This window comes from Candidatus Nitrotoga sp. BS (assembly GCF_927797785.1).
Taxonomy (GTDB): domain Bacteria; phylum Pseudomonadota; class Gammaproteobacteria; order Burkholderiales; family Gallionellaceae; genus Nitrotoga.
This window is the reverse complement of the sequence record NZ_CAKMLL010000032.1, coordinates 46,820-69,806: the sequence shown is the minus strand read 5'-3', so window position 1 is coordinate 69,806 and position 22,987 is coordinate 46,820. Positions and strand designations below refer to the sequence as shown.

The window sequence follows — 22,987 nt, the reverse complement described above, 5'->3', positions numbered from 1 at the left end:
CAATTCGCCGATACGTCGGCCTGAATTGCCGACCTATCGGTCGAACGGCTTAATTCATTCGGGCGCACCTATGAGTGTTTACAGCTATACCAATCTACACGATTCGGCTCACCGCAGCGAGGCACGAAGCCCAACATGATGGAGATGGCGGCAACGCTTAAATTTAAACGCTCAGGAATCATATTGTGAAAAAAATTAACACCATAAAAACCGTCAGTTTATTTGCAGGTTTGTTTTTTATTTCGGCAGCTCAGGCCGGCGATAAAATTGATCGGACGACTGAAACTATCATTCCTCGCATTAAAAATACTTATGGGATAGGCATAGCAATGTTGCCTAAAACATCTGGCTCAGACCAATTTAGGGTATTGCCGCTGCCAATTATTAATGCTAACTATGCTGACCTTTTCTACATCAACGCTCTCACAGCAGGTGTGTGGTTGTTTGATTCTGATGATAAACGCTTACGATTTGGTTTGGCAGTTCAACCAAGATTTGGATGGGATGCCAAAGACGGCAGGTTAACCCGTGGTATGCGTGACCGTGACTTCGCTGTTGAGATGGGTCCAACCTTGAGATGGCAAACGGATATTGGAACGTTTAATGTTCAATGGGCTGCTGATATTAGTGGTGCAAGCAACGGTCAAAACGTTGGACTTCAATTTATTAGAAACCTCTATCGAGGTAAGGTATTTATGTTAAATGGTACAGTAGGTGTAGCACGGAACAACAGCAAACTTAATAACTATTACTTTGGTGTGGGTGCCAATGAGACTTCGCTAACAAGAACAGCATATTCTGCTGGCGCTAGTACCGAATTTAGAGCTGGCCTTATCGGAACTTATTTGGTTGACAATAACAGCAATCTTACATTTGGAGTTACGGCTACCAGATTAGGTGATGCGCAGGCAGATAGCCCCATTGTAGAAACCCGTGTCCAACCACTGGTTTTCTTTGCCTATACGATAGCTTACTAAAGCTCATGTTGGTGTCGATTCAGGATTCCGAATTTTAAGCACGTTAATAGGCCGTAATGAACTGATAAAAACGAACTCGTACAACTTTTTGATTTTTAAGCCATGAAGAGCCGTTAACGTGCTTTAAATTCCTAATCCTGAAGAGATCCTAATTTAAAAGGAATAACACAATGCGCGCTACAGCTCACGAAAAAGATGAAGAGCCATTGTCACCGACAAAAAATGGATGGGTATGCTCATGCGCTATGCAAGCCACCTGATGCCCGACCCGGCTATAGGATATGAGCAATTTTAAACTCACTCCCGCCGGGGATCGCGTCACTCTTTCGCTGAGGGGTCGGCTCGATGCATACTCGATTTCGGCTGTTTGGCGAGAGGCCAGTGAGGCGTTAGCTGGAATCGACAGCGCCCGCGTGGTGATCGACGGCACACAGATCGATTATTGCGATACCTCCGGCGCGGCAATGTTGCTTGATCTCGCGCAAGTCGCACGCGCGGCAGGGGCCGAAACGGAGTTTGCCAACCTGCCCGAGCAGGCGCAGCAGCTCCTTGGGTTGTTTGATCCGGCGAAGCTCGTCGCGCAGAATCAGCAGGCGGGTAGATCATTATGGTTCGAACGCATTGGACTATGGGGTTCCCGTGTCGGCAACGAGATCGTCGCACTGCTCAGCTTCGTCGGAGAAGCAGTCGCGGCTCTGGTTATAGCTTTGCGCCATCCTGCGCGCATTCGATGGGGCGACGCTGTGCGAATCGCTCGTGAGGCGGGCGTCGATGCGTTACCCATCGTGTCCCTCATCTCCTTTCTCCTCGGCGTCATCCTCGCATTTCAGGCGGCCACGGCCATGCGCCGTTTCGGCGCAGAAATTTTTGTCGCGGACCTGGTTGGCCTGGCAGTCCTGCGCGAGCTTGGCCCACTGATGACCGCAATCCTTCTCGCTGGACGCTCCGGGGCGGCATTCGCCGCAGAGCTGGGAACTATGAAGGTGAATGAGGAAATCGACGCACTCAGCACGCTCGGATTCGACCCGGTGCGTTTCCTCGCAGTGCCCCGCATTCTGGCCACTGTGGCGGTAATTCCGATGCTCACTGTGTATGCAAACCTGATCGGTCTCATCGGAGGTGCCATAGTCATGATGGGATTCGGCATTTCGCTGGCGTCCTATTATCAGGAGCTGCTTGGGATACTGGATCTCTCCGACCTGCTGACCGGACTTGGCAAGTCACTGCTTTTCGGTGTAATTGTCGCGGGCGTCGGCTGTCTGCGCGGTTTGCAGGCAGGTCAGGGGGCCGCAGCAGTGGGACGTTCCGCGACGAGTGCAGTAGTAAGTGCGATTGTGCTCATCGTTGCCGTTGATGGTCTCTTTGCTGTCATTTTCTATTACGCGGGGATCTGATGACGTCACCTATTATTCGTGTCACCAATCTCACTGCTGGATTCGCTGATCGCATCGTGTTGCGTGACATTTCATTCGACGTGCAGCGCGGAGAGGTATTTGTGATCGTAGGCGGATCAGGCAGCGGTAAAAGTACGTTGCTTAAACAGATGATCGGTCTGTATCGACCACAATGCGGCACGATCTGTATCGAAGGGGAGGACATCGTCGCGGCTCGTGGCCCGAAGCGTCTATCCATTCTGCGCAAGATCGGGGTTTCGTTTCAGACGGGAGCGCTGTTCGGGTCGATGAGCGTCTTGGACAATGTGCGCCTTCCGCTGGAAGCGCACACCGACCTTCCGCAACAGGCCATCGCGATGATCGCGCGCATGAAACTGCAGCTCGTGTCGCTCGGGGACGCGGCCGACCGCATGCCTGCGGAGCTCTCGGGCGGAATGCGCAAACGTGCAGCCATCGCGCGCGCCATGGCGCTCGATCCGCTGATCCTGTTTCTCGATGAGCCTTCGGCAGGGCTCGATCCGGTGCTTTCGGCAGAACTCGACGCATTGCTTCTGAACCTGTCGCGCATGCTGCACGTAACGCTGGTCGTGGTGACCCATGAGCTAGACAGTATTTTTACCATCGCAGACAGGGTATTGATGCTCGACGGCGCCACCCAAACAATTGCCGCAGAAGGACCACTACTAAAACTTCTTGCGCACGCAAATCCGCAAGTTCGTCGTTTCTTCGCACCGAATAAGGAGCAAATGTGACCAGCCATTTCAAGCTTGGACTTTTTATTACTATCGGTTTCGGGCTGCTCTGCGCAATGGTGATCGTGCTTGGTGCCGGAACACTCTTCCAGACGACAGTGCTTATCGAAACCTACATCAACGGTTCTGTCCAGGGTCTGGATGTGGGTTCCGCTGTTAAGTACCGCGGAGTTGCCATCGGTAAGGTCAGCAAGATTACTTTTACATACACGGTTTACGAGCAGGATAAACCGACCGGCGCACGGAAGCCTTACGTCATGATTCTAGCTAAGGTACGGCCTGAGCTGATCGGCGTGGAGGTGGTAAGCGAAAAGCAACTGAAATCGCAGATCGATAGCGGGCTGCGAATGAGATTGGCCTCAGTCGGGATTACTGGCACCTCTTTCCTCGAGCTTGACTATGTCAAACCAAAAACCAATCCACCTCTGCCTATTGACTGGAAGCCCAAAAATTACTATGTGCCATCCGCAGAGGGACTGGTCTCGCAGATTTCAAGTGCCGCCGAAGCCTTTGCTCAACGGCTGGAGTACATTAACATCGAAGCTGTGCTGACGAACATTAATACGTTAACCGCCTCCGCGCAGCGCAAAATCGATGAGTTACCAATCGAGCATCTCAGCAGCGAAGGATTGATGCTGATGCGGGAAATGGGTGTCACCAACAGTAAATTACAGACGACGATTGTGGGGTTGAACGACATTGTCGGTGATCCCGGTTGGAAAAATCTTCTGAAGAACGCAGGCAATGCCAGCGGTGATGTGGCCGCAGCGGCCGCGCGGGTTCGCAAACTCACCGAGTCCGGCCAGATCGAGGACGTGCTGGCACGCGTTAACCGCCTGGCTCAGCGCGCCGACCGGTTGGTGGCCGGCGAGGAGGACGACATCGCTGCGATTGTAGACAACATGCGCAGGGCTTCGGAAAACTTGCAATTGCTAAGCGAAGACATGAAGCGCAATCCCTCGCGCCTTCTGCGCAGCGCGCCACCACCGGAGATCAAACGACCATGACGATACGATGGATTATTGTACTGCTTCTGGCCGTGCTCGGCGGGTGTAGCTTCAACACGACGCAGCCTGCCCGAGAAACAGGCAGGTTTGTTATTCCCGAGCCACCCGCAGATGTCGCCGCGTCGACCACTCCGCGACCGGGGGCGCTGCGGATCGGACGCTTCATTGTTACGCCGCCGTTCGACGTTCGAGGTTTGGTGTACCGCACCGATGAACTCCGGTATCAAGCGGACTATTACAACGAATTTTTCGCCACACCGGATGAATCCATCCGCAGCCGCGTCGCCAACTATCTGACGAAAGCGCAGCCGTACGAGAGCGTCATTCTTGCGGAAGGCCTGAACGCATCGTACGAGATCAGAGCTACTATCACGGAACTGTATGGAGACATTCGTACCCAAGCGCAACCCGCTGCGGTGTTGACCATCCATTGGTATCTTCTGCGTACGTCTTCGGGTGAAGTCCTGCTCGACCGTGAATACAGTGAACACGTGTTGCTTCCCGACGGTTCGCCCGAGGCGCTGATGCGCGGTTTCGGCAGTGGGCTATATCGCATGCTGAATTTACTTGTCCGCGAATTTCCTTCGCCATGACGCGTCCTAATGATTTTGGGAGAATGGAAAGGTTTCAAATGAAGATTGAAAAATATGGGCCTTTGACTCGCAGCATTTCACGACGGAATGACCAGAAGATTCTTGTTAGGGTAAAATACGCCGCAACTTTAGTGATTGGAATGTACATACATGGCAGTAAAATCCCAAAAACCACCCAGCTTTGAGGTAGCGCTGGCCGAGCTGGAACAGGTAGTCGCTGACATGGAGGTGGGCAAACTGTCGCTGGAAGATTCGCTGACAGCTTATCGGCGCGGTGCCGAACTGTTGCAAGTTTGCCGAAGCCGTTTGGAGGATGCACAGCAGCAAGTGCGCATCCTGGAAGAGGGCACACTCCAAAATTTTGCTACCAATCCTACTAGTGCAAGTGATTTTGCCAAGCGTGAAGATGACTAGACCAAATATGCCTGACATGGATTTCCAAACTTGGGTTAGTTCCCACCAAAATCGTTTCGAAGAACAGCTACAGCAGTTGTTGCCTCAACCGGATATCGCTCCGCAGCGCTTGCACGCAGCCATTCGCTATAGCGTATTGGATGGTGGTAAACGTGTGCGCCCGCTGCTGGCCTTTGCTGCGGGTGATTTGGTCGGGGCGGAAAGCATGCGTGTCAACATAGTCGCCGCTGCCGTTGAGCTTATTCACGCCTATTCATTGGTGCACGACGACATGCCATGCATGGACAACGATGTGCTTCGACGGGGCAAGCCCACTTGCCATGTTGAGTACGATGATGCCACTGCGCTGCTGGTCGGCGACAGTTTGCAAAGTTTGGCGTTTCAGTTGTTGGCCGAGCATCAGCTCAACAATGATGCCGTGCAACAATTGGCTATGATCAAATTATTGGCTACCGCATCCGGGTCGCGTGGCATGGCGGGCGGACAAGCGATTGATTTAACGAGTGTTGGCAACCAGTTAAGTGTGCCGGAACTTGAGTTCATGCACATCCATAAAACGGGCGCGTTGATTCGTGCTTCTGTTTTGCTCGGTGCGCAGTGCGGGCCTGCGCTGGAGGAGGTGGAGCTGGCCAAGCTTAATCGCTACGGCAAGTGCGTTGGATTGGCTTTTCAGGTAGTGGACGACGTGCTCGATAGCGAGGCGGACACCGCAACCTTAGGCAAAACCGCAGGTAAAGATGCCAAACAGGGCAAGTCCACTTATGTCACGTTGCTTGGCGTGCAGGCAGCTAAACAGATGGCGGCAGAATTGCACAGCGAAGCACTGGATGCACTGGCGGAGTTCGGCGAGCCAGCACGTCGCCTGCGTGAAATGGCTGATTTCATCTTAAAAAGAAAGTATTGATGGTTTCACTGCTCAATACAATCAATACCCCTGAAGTCTTGCGTCAGCTGGATCGCGAGCAATTACCTCAACTTGCGGATGAGTTGCGTCAGTTTTTGGTAGAGTCTGTCAGTAAAACGGGTGGCCATCTGTCTTCCAATCTTGGTACGGTAGAATTAACCATTGCATTGCACTACGTTTTTAATACACCCTATGACAGGTTGGTGTGGGATGTGGGACACCAAACCTACACACACAAAATACTTACGGGAAGGCGCGAAGCAATGAAAACCCTGCGCATGGCAGGTGGTATTTCAGGCTTTCCTAATCGCGCTGAGAGCCCCTACGATGCTTTCGGCACTGCGCACTCTAGTACGTCGATCAGTGCGGCTCTGGGAATGGCGGTGGCGGCGAAAATTGATGGGAGCAATCGGAGTGCGGTGGCTATCATTGGCGATGGCGCGATGAGCGGTGGCATGGCATTTGAGGCACTTAACAATGCTGGTGCAATGAATACCAAACTATTGGTGATCCTCAATGACAATGACATGTCCATCTCGAAGCCAGTGGGTGCGCTTAATAATTATTTTGCCAAGCTGATGTCAGGACGTTTTTACTCTGCCGTGCGACGCGGTAGCGAAAAAATGCTGAAAGGTATGCCGCCAGTGCTTGAGTTTGCCAAGCGCGCCGAGGAGCACGTCAAGGGTATGGTTACGCCGGGCACGCTGTTTGAAGAATTCGGTTTCAATTATATCGGCCCTATTGATGGGCACGATCTTGATACCTTGGTCACAACGCTTGGCAACATACGTCAGCTCAATGGGCCGCAGTTTCTGCATGTGGTCACGCAAAAAGGCAAAGGCTACACTCACGCAGAAGAAGACTGCCTGCTTTATCATGGTGTTGGCAAGTTTGATCCAGAGCAAGGTATTGTCACTAAACCTGTTCCGAAGAATCCTGAAGGTCAAGCCAGCAGGCCTACCTATACTCAGGTTTTTGGCCAATGGTTGTGCGATATGGCAGAACAGGATAAGCGTTTAGTTGGTATTACCCCTGCCATGTGTGAGGGTTCCGGCATGGTGGAGTTTTCAAAAAAATATCCCCAACGTTATTTTGATGTAGGTATTGCCGAGCAACATGCACTGACCTTTGCCGCTGGGCTTGCATGTGAAGGTTACAAGCCGGTTGTCGCGATTTATTCCACTTTTTTGCAACGAGCTTACGACCAACTGATACACGATATCGCGATCCAAAACCTACCGGTGGTGCTGGCGATAGATCGTGCCGGGCTGGTCGGTGCTGATGGTGCGACCCATGCAGGCAGCTTTGACCTGAGTTTTTTGCGCTGCATCCCCAATATGACAGTGATGGCTCCTGCTGATGAGAACGAGTGCCGCCAGCTTTTATACACAGCGTTTCAGTTGGATACCCCGACTGCCGTGCGTTATCCGCGAGGTTATGGACCGGGTATTATACCGTGTAAGGAAATGCAGGCGCTGCCTATAGGCAAAGGTGAAGTGCGCCGTGAGGGCTCAGGTGTGGCAATTTTATCCTTTGGCTCTCTGCTTGGCCCAGCGCTTGAAGCCGCAGACATAATCAATGCTACAGTGGCTAACATGCGCTTCGTTAAGCCTATGGATACGGAGCTGATACTGCGTTTGGGACGTGAGCACGCATTGTTGGTCACGGTAGAAGAAAATACCATACAAGGTGGCGCAGGTAGCGCGGTGGCGAAGTGTTTGCAACAACACGGTATGACGAACACGCTGCTCCAACTTGGATTGCCAGATAGCTTTCTGGAGCAAGGAGATGCAGGGAAAATGTTGGCTAAATGCGGTTTGGATGCAACTGGCATTGTTGCCTCAATTCGTCAAAAAATGCCTTTATAAATTAAAGCGTTGCGTTGAAACAGCGTTTTTAGCTAATTCAATTTAGAACTAAAACCGTTCGTTTTGACTCCTACCTTCATAATATCGTGCAACGTTGTTTTAGTTTATGATTTTCGACAGGTATATAAAGCAGACTCAAAGGAATAATAAACATACTTTCGATGAGCAAAAAAGTTCTAAACTGTAGATATATTTGATTGCTCAGAGTTATGCGTGTAATCAATATGGTGTAAGAGGTGTTGCGACATATATTTTAAATATAAACGGAGAATTGAACATGTCACTACGGATTAATGATGAAGCACCGAATTTTACTGCCGCCACAACTCAAGGCTCCATTAATTTTCATGAGTGGATTGGCAATGGCTGGGCAATACTTTTTTCTCATCCGAAAGATTTTACGCCGGTATGTACAACTGAATTGGGGTATATGGCAAAACTGGAGCCGGAATTTAAAAAGCGAAACTGCAAAATAATTGGATTAAGCGTAGACCCAGTGTCTAACCATGAAAAGTGGGCAAAAGATATTGAAGAAACACAAGGTCATGCTGTTAATTATCCAATGATTGGGGATGAGAACTTGGCTGTGGCGAAGCTTTATAACATGTTACCAGCTGAAGAAACGGGTACATCCGAGGGTCGCACTGCGGCTACGAATGCAACTGTACGCTCAGTTTTTATTATTGGCCCGGACAAAAAAATCAAACTGACACTGACATACCCAATGTCCACAGGTCGTAATTTTGATGAGATCTTACGTGTTCTGGATTCCATGCAGCTAACCGCCAAACATAAAGTCGCCACGCCTGTTAATTGGAAAGATGGCGAGGACGTAATTATTGTACCGGCGGTATCTGATGACGATGCGAAAACAATGTTTCCAGATGGTTGGAAAACAGTTAAACCCTATTTACGTGTAGTCAAGCAGCCTAGTTAAAAGGTGACTCTATGAGGTAAGCCCCTAACCTAGGGGCTTTACTGGGTTTAGTTTTATATCTGTCATATCTAAATTTTTATCTATGTTGTTAAATTTTTTGACTTACTGCATATTTCGCTTGAAGCGGTTAGACAACTTTGTATAAGTATCCAAGCTGAATTTACAACCTGTTTTAGTCGTTGCGAATTTCATAAGCCAAGCGCCGTCAGATAATCCTGCAGGCGGTATCAATGTAATTAAATTTATCCGAATTTTTCGTAGTCCTAGCTATTAAATCGCGCAAATATGAACTCTTCTCAGGCTACACCTATTCCTGATGTACAAAGTATGGCTGATTCGCGCCAACTGGCTATCAACAAAGTCGGCATCAAGAGTATTCGTCACCCAGTGCAAGTTAAAGACAAAAACGGGGTGGTGCAGCATACCGTTGCCACTTTTAATATGTATGTGCACTTGCCGCACAACTTCAAAGGTACGCACATGTCGCGCTTTGTTGAGATACTCAATCATCACGGGCGAGAGATTTCCGTAGAGTCATTTGAAAGCATCCTGCGCGAGATGGTTGAGAAGTTAGAGGCAAAGTCCGGCCACATCGAAATGAGCTTCCCTTATTTTATTAATAAGACCGCGCCGATTTCTGGCGTCCAGAGTTTGATGGACTACGATGTGACTTTTTTTGGCGATATTAAAGATGGGCAATACCAATTCAGCATGAAGGTTTTAGTGCCGGTAACCAGTCTATGTCCATGCTCCAAAAAAATATCTGAGCGAGGCGCGCACAATCAACGCTCACATGTGACGATTACTTTGCATACCAACCGTTCTGTATGGATAGAGGAGGTGGTGCAATATGCCGAAGAGCAGGCATCTTGCGAACTATATGGTTTACTTAAACGTTCAGATGAAAAATTTGTCACTGAGCGCGCTTATGATAACCCCAAGTTTGTTGAAGATTTGGTGCGCGACGTCGCCTCAGTGCTCAATCGTGATGAGCGCGTTGATGCATATGTGGTTGAGTCGGAGAATTTCGAATCTATACATAATCATTCGGCTTATGCATTGATAGAGTGGGATAAAAGTGAAGAAAATTAAATCGAGTAAAACTCAGTTATCTTCTGACTCGCTAGATTGACTAGCTGTTACTGAGAACGGTCAGACTCGATTTCTTTACAAGGTTAGCGATCTTACTAGCTGCTAGACAAAACAATGGTTACTGCAAACGTCAGACCCGAATGGCACTTACTTAAGCCAAGTACATTGAAAAAAGAGTAACTTGCAGATAATAATGACCGGAAAATCACCTAAGAAGCCAGCGATTTATTGCCGTATAACTCAGTTCTAAATTGTACCAAGTGTTTTTTGTCCAGTTCTTTAATTACGTAACTTACTGTTTTATTTATGTATCAATCCTTAAGTAAGTGCCATTCACGTCAGACCCCAGTAACTTTTTACCCCAGTGACTTATTGAAGTACAAAAGAATAAGGAACCATTGCAAGTGGCTCCCTAAACTTTCGTAAGTAAATGCTCTTGGCCGTCTGCTAAGAAGCTTTAGTCGTCAGAATAACCACCCAAAAGCTTCTGCGAACCGAAAAGCTTCTGCGATTTTTCCCAAGCTTGTTTACCAATTTCACGTCCTACTTTACGGGACTCCAAATCGCCATCTATAAAGTGAATGCCACCGTAACGTCTGGAAATGGCGGCTTCATCAGCTGCATCACTAAATGTTGCCCAGTACAAGGCTGTAGGCTTTGCGGGCACCACACCTGGCTCAACGCGTGATGAGCCAGCTGAAATCAGAACGCTGTTACCAAAACTATCGCTTTGGGTAAACAATTTCAATGTCTCGGCAGCTGCGGCACTAAATATGCTGTGTCCCGATATGTATTCTGAGAATGGTGGCGTGACCACATTGGCTGCTTGATAAGGTTTCCAGTTTGCACCATCAATCATTACCCCCTCCCAGGACATTACGTTTTGACCTGCAAAAAGCTTATGAATTGCGGTGACAGGTCTTACATAATCAAAAAAACGTTTAGCATCCCAACTTGCAATGCTGGCATCAAATACCGCATTGGTCATGGCAAAGAACATTTTGACGTCTTGGTCTACCGTATGATGGTCGCGGTCAGACACGAATTCAGCAAACAGAGCCCAATGTCCAGGAGGAAGTTCAGACGATGGGCCATCAGCCCAATATTCGGCGATAACTTTTTTCTCATCAGTTAGATGAGCACTGTATTCCAAAATTTGCAATGCTTGAAGATCGTACCGGACTGGGTCAGTGTCATAGTTAGCGGGTTTTGGCAAGGTTTCGCGGAATTGGCTACCGGATTTTAAGGCGTATGGCGTCACATTACCCCAAAACGGCGCAATAAATGTTTGTACGTTGGCACCTATTTGCAATGGCTGCCAGCGGTTTGGGTCATTAATCTCTGTCGGAGTGTTAACTGGTGTGTAGCCGGTGTAATCTGAATAGGCACCTGGATTTAAATCGCCCAATTGGTTAGAGCCATCGTGATGGCGAAACTCCAACACGGCTTGGGCTGTTACATTACCTATGCCAGCAGCTGTTGCAACATTAACATTATTGTCGCTAGCGTTATAACCCAAGGTAACCATTAAATTGTTAAATGTCGCCACTTCGGTAGGGAAAAGATCGGACAAACATTTGTGAGCTGCATAGCTAATTGCTTTTTCTTTATTGGCAACGGTACGCTCAGCATAAGGCCGGCGCAATTCTCTGCCAAAACGTGTACCTATGGCTTTATTGTCATAAGCTGCCCAAGCATCATATATGCAGGTATGGGTGATTGCTAATGATCTGGCTACTATCGGTGGACCAGGGTGAGTAGTTCGTATGGCTTCCAGCGCGACTTCATTCCATTTGGTTACTACTGTATTTCCGGCAGAAAATGCTGTTTGAGTAACCGCAAGCAAAACTATTGCGGATGCATAGGTTATTGTTTTTGTAATCTTCATGATTATTATCTCCCTGTATATAAATAAAATTACTATTCTTGACATACGTTTCAGAGTATGCAATTACTATTGTAATTTATAATTGAGTTACACAAGGTGTCAAAAGATAAAGTATTGCAATTACGCGGTAAGTTGGGCTACCGTAGGTTGGCGCTGAGCTTGCGAAGCTCAACATCACAAGCGATCATGGCAAACTGATTAAATCTGCGACATTGCGACAACTACCCAGGTGTGTTGATGAAATTCAGTTTCAGTCACGTCCTGTCTTGCCTTTATAATCTCATCTTGTTCCAGTTTAGTGGGAGTACAACCACGCGTATTATCGGTATATGCTGCTGTTAGCATTCTTGCTACAGGGCTACAGGGCTACAGGGCTGCGGGAACCAAGGGGGTGTCAAGTCCCGCCTGTTTGTAAACACGTTTAACAAATAAATCTGGTTTTTCTGTGCACCATTTTTTCAATGACAGGATCGGCGTCAAGTGATTCAAAGCGCGCTGCGGAATAGGGTTGTTATAAACTTTAAAATAGTGCGTTAATCTTGAATCCAGTCATTCGGGCAACGGGGGTCAACTCACCGCCGCTGCCCTCACAATAAAACCCCAGACATTTTTGAGCTCTAATTCGGAATGTTGGCAGCGATGTATGCCTTAAGCTTTTCTAAATCTGCGTCCATCACCTCAACGCGTTGTGGTAGTTGCTCGATGCACTCTAATCCGGCAGGCCGTTCCGGGTTACGTCCGAGCGCTTCGATGATAGTGTCTTCAAACTTGGCTGGCAACGCAGTTTCCAGGCAGATCAGCGGCAAGTTGGGACGGCGTTGCTCGTAGCCGACTTTGATCCCGTCAGCGGTATGGGTATCGACCATTACATCGTAGTCTTCCCACAATTCGCGGATAATTTTAAGGCGATCGAGGTGCGTACTTTTGCCAGAAGCGAAACAAAATTTTGACAGCTCATGCCAATAGGGCGTGTCTTTGATATCGAACGCGCCCCCTGCATCAATGCTGCTCCAGAATTCGCGCACTTTGGCAGCCTCGCGCCCAACCAGATCAAATATAAAGCGCTCGAAGTTGGATGCCTTGGAAATATCCATCGACGGGCTGCTGGTGTGATAGGTGTGATCCGTCGCGCGTGGGCGATAGACGCCGGTTCTAAAGAACTCATCCAATACATCGTTTTCGTTAGTGGCAAGGATAAGTTGCCCGATGGGCAAGCCCATCATGCGCGCAATGTGACCAGCGCAGATGTTGCCGAAATTTCCGGATGGCACCGAAAATGCAACTTTTTCATCGTTGGATTGTGTCGCGGCAAAGTAGCCTTTGAAATAATAAACGATCTGCGCCATCACACGCGCCCAGTTGATTGAATTGACCGTGCCTATTTTATATTTGGCCTTGAAGGCGTGATCATTGGATACGGCCTTGACCAGGTCCTGCGCCTCATCAAACACGCCACGGATGGCAATGTTGAAAATATTTGGCTCTTGCAGCGAATACATCTGCGCACGCTGGAAGGCGGACATTTTGCCGTGCGGTGACAACATGAACACGCGAATGCCGCGTTTGCCGCGCATGGCGTATTCCGCCGCCGAGCCGGTGTCACCAGAAGTGGCGCCTAGAATATTAAGTTCTTCGTGCTGTTTATCCAGCACGTACTCGAACAGATTTCCCAGCAATTGCATCGCCATATCCTTGAATGCCAAGGTCGGGCCATTGGATAGTTCTAAAATATGCACTCCCGACTCCAGCGTACGCAGTGGGGTAATTTGCTGAGTGTCAGAGTCAGCGCGGGCGTTGTGATAAATGGCAGGTGTATAGGTTTTGCTAACGATCGCTTTAAGGTCTGCGGCGGGAATATCCGTTGCAAATTTGGACAGCACAGCATAAGCAAGATCAGCATAAGGCAGATTACGCCAGCTATCCAGATCGGCTGGCGTTACTTGCGGATATTCTTCCGGCAGGTACAGGCCGCCATCGGGCGCAAGCCCACCGATCAGGATTTCGGTGAAATTTTTAGCGGGTGAGTTGCCCCGTGTGGAGATGTATTTCATTGCTATGCTCGCTTCGTTTTTTAAGTCCTATCCCTTTTACAGAAAAGAGAAAGGAGAGTAAGTTTTTCAAGTTTCTCTCAGTAAAGATGGAATGCCTTATTAACCCAGTGTTTCCATACGGATGCGCGTCACTTTTCCTACTACCACTGACAATTTTTCAAGTTTGACAATAGCTAAATTGATGCGTTTTTCGCGTGTCAAATGGGTAAGCAGAATCAAGTCCGCCTCGTCTTCACCCTCACCCGGTTCTATTTGAATCAAGGCATCAATCGAAATCTGCTCATCAGCAAGCACTCGCGTGATATTGGCCAGCACGCCAGGTTCATCTTGTACCCGCAGGCGCATGTAGTGGCAGGTCAGCACCTCAGCTATTGGCAGAATGGGCAAATCGACCAATTGATCCGGCTGGAATGCCAAATGCGGCACACGATGTTCTGGGTCGGCAGTATGCATACGCGTCACATCTACCAGATCTGCTATCACCGCACTAGCCGTTGGTTCTGCACCCGCGCCCTTGCCGTAATATAGCGTAGCACCGACTGCGTCGCCCTGTACTACTACTGCGTTCATCGCACCTTCTACATTGGCGATCAGTCGTTTGGCGGGAATCAAGGTAGGATGAACGCGTAACTCAGCACCTGCCGTCGTGCGTTTGGTAATACCGAGCAACTTGATGCGGTAGCCAAGCTGCTCAGCATACTTTATGTCCTTTGCGTTAAGCTGGGAAATGCCCTCAATATACACTTTGTCAAATTGCACCGGAATACCAAACGCAATCGCAGAGAGTATGGTGATCTTGTGCGCTGCATCCACACCTTCGATATCAAAGGTTGGATCGGCCTCGGCGTAACCCAGACGCTGTGCTTCTTTCAGCACTGTATCGAAACTCAGCCCCTTATCGCGCATCTCGGATAGGATAAAGTTGGTAGTTCCGTTAATAATTCCGGCAATCCACTCAATACGATTGGCGCTTAGTCCCTCCCGCACCGCTTTGACAATCGGCACACCGCCTGCCACGGCTGCTTCGAATGCAACCGTCACGCCCTGTTTTTGCGCTTCAGCAAATATTTCGTTGCCATGCATGGCCAGTAACGCCTTATTTGCTGTGATCACATGCTTGCCATTAGCAATAGCCTTAAGCACCAATTCCTTGGCCACACCGCAGCCACCGATTAGCTCGATGACGATATCCACTTCCGCGTCGCTCACCACAGAAAATGCATCGTCAACGACACGACAGGCGCCTTGGGTAATTTCATTGGCACGCGCCACATCCTTTTCCGCCACCACGACAATGCGTATGGGACGGCCCGCACGGCGAAAAATTTCTTCAGCATTGCGTGACAACACAGTAAATGTGCCCGCACCTACAGTGCCCAGACCCAATAGACCTACGTTCATTGGTTTCATTATTTTTTAACTCCAAAGTTCAATGCGTATATTTACCCTCTCTCCGTTTCCCCTGACACTTGGGATTGTGAAGAGTAAAGGCACATTTAGATTTATTTAATTACTTCTTCCCATTCCGCTTACGGTAATACTCCAAAAAACGTGCAATTCGGCCAATCGCTTCGACTAAATCGTCCGCAGTAGGCAAAAATACCACGCGGAAATGGTCGAAGTCCGGCCAGTTAAAGCCCGTACCCTGGACCACTAAAACTTTCTCGGTTTCCAGCAGTTCAAGGATAAATTTCTGATCATCATTGATCGGGTACATCTTCGAATCCAGACGCGGAAACATATATAGCGCAGCTTTCGGCTTGACACATGACACACCCGGAATAGCGGTAAGCAATTGATATGCGAGGTCACGCTGTTTGCATAGCCGCCCAGAAGGTGCGACTAAATCATTGATACTCTGATAACCCCCTAGCGCAGTCTGGATGGCAAATTGCCCTGGCACGTTTGAACACAGCCGCATCGAAGCGAGAATACCCAAGCCATCAATATAATCCTGCGCGTGCTTTTTTTTGCCCGACACAATCATCCAGCCGGCACGATAGCCGCAAGCACGATAATTTTTAGACAGGCCGTTAAACGTGACGAACAATACATCATCCGCCAGCGAAGCAATTGAGGTATGGCTCACACCGTCATAGAGCACCTTGTCATAAATCTCGTCGGCGAACACAATAAGTCTGTTTTTACGCGCGATTTCGATGATCTCTTGCAACAACGAATCCGGATATATCGCACCAGTAGGATTATTCGGGTTGATCAGCACGATGGCGCGCGTGTTGGGTGTAATTTTGCTGCTGATGTCAGCCATGTCCGGTAACCAGCCAGCCTGCTCGTCGCATAAATAGTGGCGCGGCGTGCCTCCCGCCAGCGTGACTGCCGCCGTCCACAGCGGATAATCCGGTGCTGGCACCAGCACTTCATCGCCCGTATTAAGTAGCCCCTGCATGGACATCACAATCAATTCGGATGCGCCATTGCCAATAAAAATATCCTCCAGCCCGACCCCGGCGATATTCTTTTGCTGAGCGTAGTGCATGATGGCTTTGCGCGCGGCAAATAGCCCTTTTGAATCAGAATAACCGGAAGAGTTGGGCAGGTTATGTATTACGTCCTGCTGGATTTCTTCTGGCGCTTCGAAGCCAAATGACGCCAAATTGCCAATATTCAGCTTTATGATACGATGACCATCTTCTTCCATGTGCTTGGCACGTGCCATCACAGGGCCGCGAATGTCATAGCAGACGCTGGCAAGTTTGGTGGATTTTAATATTAGGGGCACGATTTTCATATCTGTGCTGTCAGGTTGTTTCAATGAGCTCTCTCAATCTGTTGCTTCATAACTGTGACACCAATCCGCTGGGTGGTAGAATTTGGAACGAAAGAAAAACGTTATAAATACGCTTATGGCCCTTGAAATTATTGACCACAAAGGGTGTGATTCTAACCGAGCGCGCCTAGGTCAGCAAATGGAGAACTCGCGTGAAACTGCATCTCAACACCCGCACAAACCAAAATGTTTTTACAGCACACGGTGCTGGCTATGTCACGGTCAACGGCCAGCGCTTTGAGCATTCCATAATTGTCACGCCGGAACAAGTCTTCAGAGATTGGCAGCCGCAAGGTTTCGATGCATTAAACGAGTCGCACTTTGCCTATCTTTTAGCCATGAAGCCAGAAATTTTGTTGCTTGGGACCGGCGCGCAGCAGTGCTTTCCGCATCCACGTCTATACCAGCAACTGACTGCAGTCGGCATCGGCGTGGAAAGTATGGATACCCCCGCCGCCTGCCGCACTTACAACATACTCATGGGAGAAGACCGCAAAGTGGTTGCCGCCATTTTGTTATAGCTTTCGGTTGCGTACCTCACCACCTAAATTCACTTACAAAAACTGCACTTCAGGGTTGAATTCGCCTTACCAAAAGGTGACGTACCTGAAATTGTAACTTTCAGACTATAAAGGGGAAATGAAATGTTCAGGAGATCCATTGCAAACATAATTTTTGCGAGCACCCTATTAATATCTCTAAATGGAGTTGCGGCTCCTCGAGATGAGAAAACCACAACGGTGTCTGACCAAAAGGAAGTCGCTGTCACGATTTACAACGACAATCTGGCTTTAATTAAAGATGCGCGCAGGGTAAAACTGGATCGTGATTTTAATAAACTGGCTTGGCGCGAAGTCTCTGCTCAAATGCGACCCGAGACGGCGCTATTGCGCAATCTCACTAATCCCGGTGGATTCCACTTGCAGGAGCAAAATTTCGATTTTGATCTGTTGACGCCACAGACACTGCTGGAAAAATATCTTAACAAAGAAGTGACAGTAATTCGGACCAACTCGGCCACCGGTACGGAACTCAGGGAAACAGCCACTGTGCTTGCAACTAATGGGGGTACCGTACTTAAATTCGCCGACCGTATAGAGACCGGTGTTCCTGGTCGCTTGGTGTTTTCTGGTGTTCCGGAAAATTTACGCGACAAACCTACTCTGGTTGTCTCACTCATCAACCCTGTTGCAGGCGAACAAAATCTTGAGCTTTCCTATTTGACTGCTGGGCTATCATGGCGCGCCGATTATGTAGCTGAATTAAATGAACACGATGACCGCCTTGATCTCAATGGCTGGGCTACACTGACCAATCAAAGTGGGGCCGCATATCCGAACGCCAAACTGCAACTGGTTGCCGGTGATCTGAACCGGGTGCGTCAACCGAAATCCATTTCGCGCAACATGTTAGCTATGGCGTCAAAAATGGCAGATACGGAGGAAATGAAAGAAGAATCACTGTTCGAATATCATCTCTATACGCTGCAACGCCCTACGACTTTATTGGAGAAGCAGACCAAGCAGGTGGCGCTGATGTCTGCATCCAGCGTACCTATACATAAAGAGTTTTTGTTGACAGGCGCAAATTACTATTACTCTGGGCAGTATGGCGACATCGGCCAAAAACTAAAAGTTGGCGTCTTTGTAGAATTTCAAAACAAAGGCGAAGGCTTAGGAATTCCCCTGCCCAAGGGGGTGATCCGGGTTTACAAAAAAGATGCTCAGAGCAATGCCCAATTCGTAGGTGAAGATCAAATTAATCACACACCTAAAAATGAGTCTATTCGCCTTAAACTGGGAGATGCATTTGATATTACAGCCGACAAAAAGCAGACGGATTTTCAAAAATTGGCTGGAATGGGACGTTCGAGTAGTATCTTCGAAAGTGCCTACCAAATCGTATTGAAGAATGCCAAGAGCGAGGCAATCACAGTAGTGGTAAGAGAACCTATGCCTGGTGACTGGACGATGATATCCGAATCTCAACCTCACACCAAAGCGACATCCGGCATGGCCGAATGGAAAGTGACTGTGCCCGGAGACGGCAAGGCCTCGTTGACTTACCGGGTGCGTGTCAAGTATTGATACTGCGGGAGATGTATTCTTTAAGACAATTCAGCGCATGAGCTGAATGCAGCAGAAATGCCGCGTTTTTTGTATTTTAATCCAGGGCGCATAAAATTGAAAAAACAACCAATTTGTTTGCTTTAGATTGTTTACCCAGTGAACCGATTTACAAAAAAACTGCTGACAGAAGCTGTCAGCAGCGGCAATAACGCTTTACATTTGGCTTTGTAGCCAATTCTGAATGCCGACTTTCTGCATCACTTCCAACTGGGTTTCAAGCCAATCAATGTGCTCTTCTGTGTCTTCCAGAATTTTATTAAAAATTTCGCGAGAGACATAATCGTTAGCACTTTCGCAAGCGGCTATCGCAGCGACCAGATTTTCACGTGCGCCTGATTCTAGCTGGAGATCGCAGGCCACGCACTCCTCAGCTTTTTCGCCGATCATCAGCTTGCCGAGTTCCTGCAAATTTGGTAGACCTTCCAGAAATAAAACGCGCTCTATCAGCATATCCGCGTGCTTCATTTCCTCGATTGATTCGTCATACTCGTGCTTACCCAAGCTATTGAAACCCCAGTTTTTGTACATGCGTGCATGAAGAAAATACTGGTTAACAGCAGTCAGCTCGTGTTTCAGTTGACGATTGAGAAACTGAATGATTTCTTTATTGCCTTTCATGTTGGTCTCCTTAGGTTATGGCTCCAACCAGATGGCTAGGTTGATGCGGGATCATTTTAACATGTCTTAGATCTGCCAGAACATCGTTCATAACCTGCCTGGCATGGCAAGCGCATTTACCGCACTGCGAACTCACACCCAGACAAGTGTTCAAATCCCGCATGCGGCATGCGCCTTGGCAGACAGCTTCACGGATGGCGGAATCAGTTATGCCCTTGCAAATACAAATATACATAGTTCTGGCCTTTATCTTATGCAGCTCAGCTTGTTTTTGTCCCGCAATACTATTACTTCTTGATGCTGAGCGACGGGTTCTGTCAGACTTTCCTACGAATGATTCTCTAACAATAATGAGAATGATACTCAACAATAAATAAAATGCAACTATTTTTTTAGAAATGCTTAAATTAGGTGGATAGGCTCGTGCAGAGGCAAGAGAAAAGCAAGGAGCGTTGCGCGCCTAACGGAATGCGATTACTGCATTCAAGTTATAATCCGCGCACCTACACAATACGCAATTATCATGCAAATAACCAGAAGACTAGAATTTGATGCGGGTCACCGCATCCCCAGTCACACCAGCCAATGCCGACATTTACACGGCCACCGCTACGCCATTGAGATTACATTGTCCGGCGAGATCATCACCACCGATGGCTTATCCGAGCAAGGCATGGTGATGGACTACACTGAAGTGAAACGCATCGCTAAGGAACAATTGGTGGATGCGTGGGATCATGCTTTCCTGGTGTATCGCAGTGACAAAGCGGTATTGGATTTCCTGAACTCTCTGCCCAATCACAAAACTGTAGTTCTGGAAGTGCCGCCCACCGCAGAAAATCTCGCCATGCTCGCATTTAATCTGCTCGACAGCGCCTATCGCCATAGCTATGGGAATAACTTGCAACTGGAACGCGTGCGCATTTACGAAACGCCGAATAACTGGGCAGACTGCCTGCGCAACTCAAGCTGAGTTTGATGAGTTAATAATTGCTGCATCTGTACCATATTGTTCATCCTCAGCTCTTAAGTCGGTATCCCGTCTTGAAAATCCACCACACGGTTGTTAGACACAGAACAAGAAAAAACAACGTCATTCCAACGCTGACGGCCACGTTGACGTCGGAGACGCCATAAAAACTCCATCGGAAACTACTAATCAGGTAGACCAGCGGATTGAACAGTGTGATTTGTTGCCACAGAGGTGGCAACATGCTGATCGAATAAAAACTTCCGCCCAGAAACGCCAACGGTGTGATGATCATCATGGGTATGATTTGTAACTTCTCGAACCCGTCAGCCCAAACACCAACTATGAAACCGAAGAGGCTGAAGGTAACGGCGGTCAGTACCAAGAAGACAATCATCCACAATGGATGCACGATCTGGAACGGAACGAAAAGCCGCGCCGTAGCAAGAATGAGTAAGCCCAGGACGATGGACTTGGTGGCCGCAGCGCCCACATAGCCAATGACGATCTCCACGTAAGAAATAGGAGCGGAGAGTATCTCGTAGATGGTACCTGAGAATTTCGGCATGTATATACCGAAAGAGGCATTGGAAATACTTTCCGTCAGCAGGGCTAGCATGATCAAGCCAGGTACAATAAAAGCACCATAGCTGATACCGTCGATTTCGGTCATGCGCGAACCGATCGCTGAACCAAACACCACGAAATAAAGCGAGGTCGAAATGACTGGCGATGCAATGCTTTGCATCAGCGTTCGCCAAGTGCGCGCCAACTCGAAACAATAAATCGCGCGAATAGCATACATATTCATGGTCGTTCGCTTACCAAATTAATGAAAATTTCTTCTAATGAGCTTTGGCGGGACTGAATATCCTTAAAGTCGATCCCGTATTTGGCAAGTTGTCGCAGGAGTTCTGCGATTCCTGTCTGCTCTCCTTGGGTGTCAAAGAGGTAGATCAGCTCGTTGCCGTCCGCCGATAGTTCAAGCGAATATCCGGCGAGTTCTGCGGGAATGTATGCCAGTGGAGACTGCAGATACAACTTGAGCTGCTTTTTGCCCAGTTTATTCATCAATAAGGTTTTGTCCTCTACCAGAATAATTTTTCCTTTGCTTATTATCCCGATGCGATCGGCCATTTCTTCGGCTTCCTCAATATAGTGAGTGGTCAGAATAATGGTCACGCCACTTATTCGTAAGTCCCGGACCATCTGCCACATGTCACGACGCAGTTCGACATCAACGCCAGCTGAAGGCTCATCGAGAAATAGAATCTGCGGTTCATGAGACAAAGCCTTGGCGATCATTACCCGGCGTTTCATGCCGCCCGACAAGGTCCTGATTTTCGCATTTTTCTTGTCCCACAAAGACAGATTGCGCAGAACTTTTTCGACATAGGCCGGATCTGGTGGTTTACCAAACAGTCCACGACTAAATTTCACCGTGGCCAAAACTGTTTCGAAGACATCGGTGGACAGTTCCTGCGGCACCAAGCCAATTTTTGATCTGGCCGCGCGATAGTCAGAAACGATGTCATGACCGTCGGCCAGTACCCTGCCTTGACTCGGATTGACTATCCCGCAAATAACGTTGATTAGTGTCGTCTTACCGGCTCCATTCGGTCCCAGCAGGGCAAAAATTTCTCCACGCTGAATCTCTAAATTAATGCCTTCGAGCGCCTTAACGCCAGAGGCGTAGGCCTTTGTGAGATTTTCCACTGATATAACTGGCTGCACTCAATCTCCTTATTGAAAATAAATTTGCTATAGAAGGGTTATTCCATTGGAGCATTAATAGTTGGAGCATCCATAGAGTTCGTCAATATATCCTATTATTATTAGCACAATCGTGGATTGCCCTCTGCGCCCAGTCTGGAAGGATGCGAACACTTACGCGACCAAGGAAGACTCTTAAGGTGAGGGAAGTCCGTGTTGACCGATGGACACTGATTACGACACTAGTTGATGTAAAAGAGGCAAGCAAGTGTAACCTTTTTGACCAGCACCACACCTATTGGCAGATCGCTCTATCAAGGCTGTTATGCCAACGGATGTTCTTCACTGTAAGAACCCCCGCAGGGGGTGGCGAAAGAGATTAGATTGCTGTGCATTATGCTTACCTACAGCAGGGTGTGTGCGGCAATTACATCAAGCTGCTTCTGGCAGGTTTGAACTGGCCAATAACAGTGTTGCTCTAAGAACATTCAATCTGGCTTTTTCATAACCAATTATTACATTGATATACTTATTGTCTGTTATATTCTATAAAAATAATCAATATGTTAAATTACTACAACACTATAATTCGGTAGTCTGCCAGCTAAAAAATCTCACCCGTTGTCACTCTCTTCAAAAATTACTTTTTAATCGGCATTCAAATTAATTGTCGCAACCTACAAAAAAGACTAAAACTCGCAAATCAAGCGGGAAGTGAAAGTGAGCGGTGGCGGTGGGAAGTATGAAAAAAATGCCAATGTAGCCCACAGGAAAACCGTTAGCGCCGAAAAACTCAAAAACATTATCATGTGTAATGGTTCTTGCTGCTCAAGCAAGCAATATATTTACGCATAAAGCACAAGGCCAGCATTAATGCTGGCCTTGTGCTTTA

Annotated in this window: 21 protein-coding genes; 13 read left to right on the top strand and 8 right to left on the bottom strand. The window is 48.3% G+C overall.

Annotation, left to right across the window (positions count from 1 at the left end):
• Positions 1-185: 185 nt before the first annotated feature.
• The 10 genes from MJ769_RS02700 to folE2 all read left to right on the top strand — a co-directional run bounded on the left by MJ769_RS02700 (position 186) and on the right by folE2 (position 9,938).
• Positions 186-977, top strand: a complete 792-nt coding sequence (locus MJ769_RS02700; RefSeq protein ID WP_239234303.1) for a MipA/OmpV family protein — start codon at positions 186-188, stop codon at positions 975-977.
• A 281-nt stretch (positions 978-1,258) separates the two neighbouring features.
• The gene (locus MJ769_RS02695; RefSeq protein WP_239234302.1) at positions 1,259-2,371 is read left to right on the top strand and encodes an ABC transporter permease; all 1,113 of its coding nucleotides are present in this window, start codon (positions 1,259-1,261) and stop codon (positions 2,369-2,371) included.
• On the top strand, positions 2,371-3,123 hold the full coding sequence (locus tag MJ769_RS02690; RefSeq protein WP_239234301.1) for an ABC transporter ATP-binding protein: 753 nt from the start codon (positions 2,371-2,373) through the stop codon (positions 3,121-3,123). Before MJ769_RS02695 ends, MJ769_RS02690 begins: the two co-directional genes overlap by 1 nt.
• Positions 3,120-4,130 carry an MlaD family protein gene (locus tag MJ769_RS02685; RefSeq protein ID WP_239234300.1) on the top strand — a complete coding sequence of 337 codons (1,011 nt, stop codon included), beginning with the start codon at positions 3,120-3,122 and terminating at the stop codon, positions 4,128-4,130. The genes MJ769_RS02690 and MJ769_RS02685 overlap by 4 nt, the downstream gene beginning before the upstream one ends.
• Positions 4,127-4,723, top strand: a complete 597-nt coding sequence (locus tag MJ769_RS02680; RefSeq protein WP_239234299.1) for a PqiC family protein — start codon at positions 4,127-4,129, stop codon at positions 4,721-4,723. The genes MJ769_RS02685 and MJ769_RS02680 overlap by 4 nt, the downstream gene beginning before the upstream one ends.
• Before the next feature lie 150 nt (positions 4,724-4,873).
• A complete protein-coding gene (locus MJ769_RS02675; protein WP_239234298.1) occupies positions 4,874-5,137 on the top strand; it encodes an exodeoxyribonuclease VII small subunit in 264 nt (87 codons plus the stop codon).
• Positions 5,130-6,041 (top strand): polyprenyl synthetase family protein, encoded by a 912-nt coding sequence (locus MJ769_RS02670; protein ID WP_445083054.1) that lies wholly within the window; start codon positions 5,130-5,132, stop codon positions 6,039-6,041. The genes MJ769_RS02675 and MJ769_RS02670 overlap by 8 nt, the downstream gene beginning before the upstream one ends.
• Complete coding sequence (gene dxs, locus MJ769_RS02665; protein ID WP_239234297.1) at positions 6,041-7,909, top strand: 1-deoxy-D-xylulose-5-phosphate synthase; 1,869 nt, start codon at positions 6,041-6,043, stop codon at positions 7,907-7,909. Before MJ769_RS02670 ends, dxs begins: the two co-directional genes overlap by 1 nt.
• Positions 7,910-8,186: 277 nt before the next feature.
• Positions 8,187-8,846 carry a peroxiredoxin gene (locus tag MJ769_RS02660; RefSeq protein WP_239234296.1) on the top strand — a complete coding sequence of 220 codons (660 nt, stop codon included), beginning with the start codon at positions 8,187-8,189 and terminating at the stop codon, positions 8,844-8,846.
• Between the two features lie 285 nt (positions 8,847-9,131).
• Complete coding sequence (folE2, locus tag MJ769_RS02655; RefSeq protein WP_239234295.1) at positions 9,132-9,938, top strand: GTP cyclohydrolase FolE2; 807 nt, start codon at positions 9,132-9,134, stop codon at positions 9,936-9,938.
• A gap of 457 nt (positions 9,939-10,395) precedes the next feature.
• Here the strand turns inward: folE2 and MJ769_RS02650 are convergent, their stop codons facing one another.
• The 4 genes from MJ769_RS02650 to MJ769_RS02635 form a co-directional block, all read right to left on the bottom strand.
• Positions 10,396-11,826, bottom strand: coding sequence for a vanadium-dependent haloperoxidase (locus MJ769_RS02650; protein WP_239234294.1), 1,431 nt, complete (start codon positions 11,824-11,826; stop codon positions 10,396-10,398).
• 617 nt (positions 11,827-12,443) lie between these two features.
• Positions 12,444-13,877, bottom strand: coding sequence for a threonine synthase (thrC, locus tag MJ769_RS02645; RefSeq protein ID WP_239234293.1), 1,434 nt, complete (start codon positions 13,875-13,877; stop codon positions 12,444-12,446).
• Between the two features lie 99 nt (positions 13,878-13,976).
• The gene (locus MJ769_RS02640) at positions 13,977-15,287 is read right to left on the bottom strand and encodes a homoserine dehydrogenase (protein ID WP_239234292.1); all 1,311 of its coding nucleotides are present in this window, start codon (positions 15,285-15,287) and stop codon (positions 13,977-13,979) included.
• A 100-nt stretch (positions 15,288-15,387) separates the two neighbouring features.
• Positions 15,388-16,626, bottom strand: coding sequence for a pyridoxal phosphate-dependent aminotransferase (locus MJ769_RS02635; protein WP_305854678.1), 1,239 nt, complete (start codon positions 16,624-16,626; stop codon positions 15,388-15,390).
• A 191-nt stretch (positions 16,627-16,817) separates the two neighbouring features.
• On the opposite strand from MJ769_RS02635, the gene MJ769_RS02630 reads away from it, so the two are divergent.
• Complete coding sequence (locus MJ769_RS02630; RefSeq protein ID WP_239234290.1) at positions 16,818-17,186, top strand: Mth938-like domain-containing protein; 369 nt, start codon at positions 16,818-16,820, stop codon at positions 17,184-17,186.
• A gap of 123 nt (positions 17,187-17,309) precedes the next feature.
• A complete protein-coding gene (locus tag MJ769_RS02625) occupies positions 17,310-18,752 on the top strand; it encodes a DUF4139 domain-containing protein (RefSeq protein WP_239234289.1) in 1,443 nt (480 codons plus the stop codon).
• 195 nt (positions 18,753-18,947) lie between these two features.
• Here the strand turns inward: MJ769_RS02625 and bfr are convergent, their stop codons facing one another.
• Positions 18,948-19,412, bottom strand: a complete 465-nt coding sequence (bfr, locus tag MJ769_RS02620; RefSeq protein WP_239234288.1) for a bacterioferritin — start codon at positions 19,410-19,412, stop codon at positions 18,948-18,950.
• A 10-nt stretch (positions 19,413-19,422) separates the two neighbouring features.
• Complete coding sequence (locus tag MJ769_RS14555) at positions 19,423-19,647, bottom strand: bacterioferritin-associated ferredoxin (RefSeq protein ID WP_338140733.1); 225 nt, start codon at positions 19,645-19,647, stop codon at positions 19,423-19,425.
• A 288-nt stretch (positions 19,648-19,935) separates the two neighbouring features.
• On the opposite strand from MJ769_RS14555, the gene queD reads away from it, so the two are divergent.
• Positions 19,936-20,385, top strand: coding sequence for a 6-carboxytetrahydropterin synthase QueD (gene queD, locus MJ769_RS02615; RefSeq protein ID WP_239234287.1), 450 nt, complete (start codon positions 19,936-19,938; stop codon positions 20,383-20,385).
• 46 nt (positions 20,386-20,431) lie between these two features.
• On the opposite strand, the gene MJ769_RS02610 is transcribed toward queD, so the two are convergent.
• Complete coding sequence (locus tag MJ769_RS02610; protein WP_239234286.1) at positions 20,432-21,193, bottom strand: ABC transporter permease; 762 nt, start codon at positions 21,191-21,193, stop codon at positions 20,432-20,434.
• A complete protein-coding gene (locus MJ769_RS02605) occupies positions 21,190-22,116 on the bottom strand; it encodes an ABC transporter ATP-binding protein (RefSeq protein WP_239234285.1) in 927 nt (308 codons plus the stop codon). The genes MJ769_RS02610 and MJ769_RS02605 overlap by 4 nt, the downstream gene beginning before the upstream one ends.
• Positions 22,117-22,987: the final 871 nt, after the last annotated feature.